The 846-nt window shown below is 72.6% G+C and carries 1 protein-coding gene; it reads left to right on the top strand.

Annotation, left to right across the window (positions count from 1 at the left end; translation table 11 throughout):
* The first annotated feature begins 28 nt into the window (after positions 1 to 28).
* On the top strand, positions 29 to 760 hold the full coding sequence (locus tag FNQ90_RS25295) for an LmeA family phospholipid-binding protein (RefSeq protein WP_182608443.1): 732 nt from the start codon (positions 29 to 31) through the stop codon (positions 758 to 760).
* The last annotated feature ends 86 nt before the right edge of the window (positions 761 to 846 follow it).

Below are 846 nucleotides of genomic sequence, written 5' to 3'. Positions count from 1 at the left end.
TCCGTCCCCTCCCCGGAGAGTCGCCCCGATGCGTGTACTGCGTGCAGGTCTCATCCTGCTGATCATCCTCGGCGTGTTGGCGGTGGTCGCCGACCGGCTCGCCGTGCGCTGGGCCGAGGGTGAGGTGGCCTCCCGCACGCAGACGGCGATGGAGCTGGAGCGGGAGCCCGAGGTCTCCATCGAGGGCTTCCCCTTCCTGGCCCAGGTGGCCGGTAGGGAGCTGGAGCGGGTGCGGCTGTCGTTGGACGCCCACCGCATACAACTGGACGACCAGGAGATCACCGCCCGGGATCTGTCGCTGGACCTGCGGAACGTGGTGCTGGAGGACGGGTACCGCAGCGCCGTGGCCCGGGACGCCGAGGGGTCGGCGGTGCTGGGGTACGGGGACCTGAGCGAGCTGGCCACGCAGGACGTGCTGGGACTCAGCGACCAGCTCGCCCTGGAGCTGTCGTACGCGGGGGATGGCGCGGAGGATCACCAGGTCGCGGTGCAGCTGTTGATCCTGGGGCAGGAGGTGGTCCCCCCGGTCCTGGCCGAGATGTCCTTCGAGGGTGATCTGCTGGCGCTGCGCCTGGACGAGGTCCCCTCGCTGCCGTTGCCGGGGCTGGAGGACCGCCTGCGGGACATCGTCCACCGGGAGCGGACCCTGCACGGACTGCCGAGCGGGGTGACGTTGGAGGGGCTGGTGGCCACCGAGCGCGGCGTGGAGCTGACCTTCACCGGCACCGATCTGCCGCTGGGCGGGAACGGCCTCGGCTGAGCCGGGGTCTCGGCCGAGCCGACCGGGTGCCCGGGGGGCGCCCGGATGATGAGACGTCGCGCGGGGTCACCCGCCCCGGCGGCCCC

The sequence above is a fragment of the Streptomyces alkaliphilus genome, assembly GCF_014141535.1.
In the GTDB taxonomy this organism is placed as follows: domain Bacteria; phylum Actinomycetota; class Actinomycetes; order Streptomycetales; family Streptomycetaceae; genus Streptomyces; species Streptomyces alkaliphilus.
Note: the sequence above shows the minus strand (reverse complement) of the source record. Positions and strands in the feature narration are given on the sequence as shown.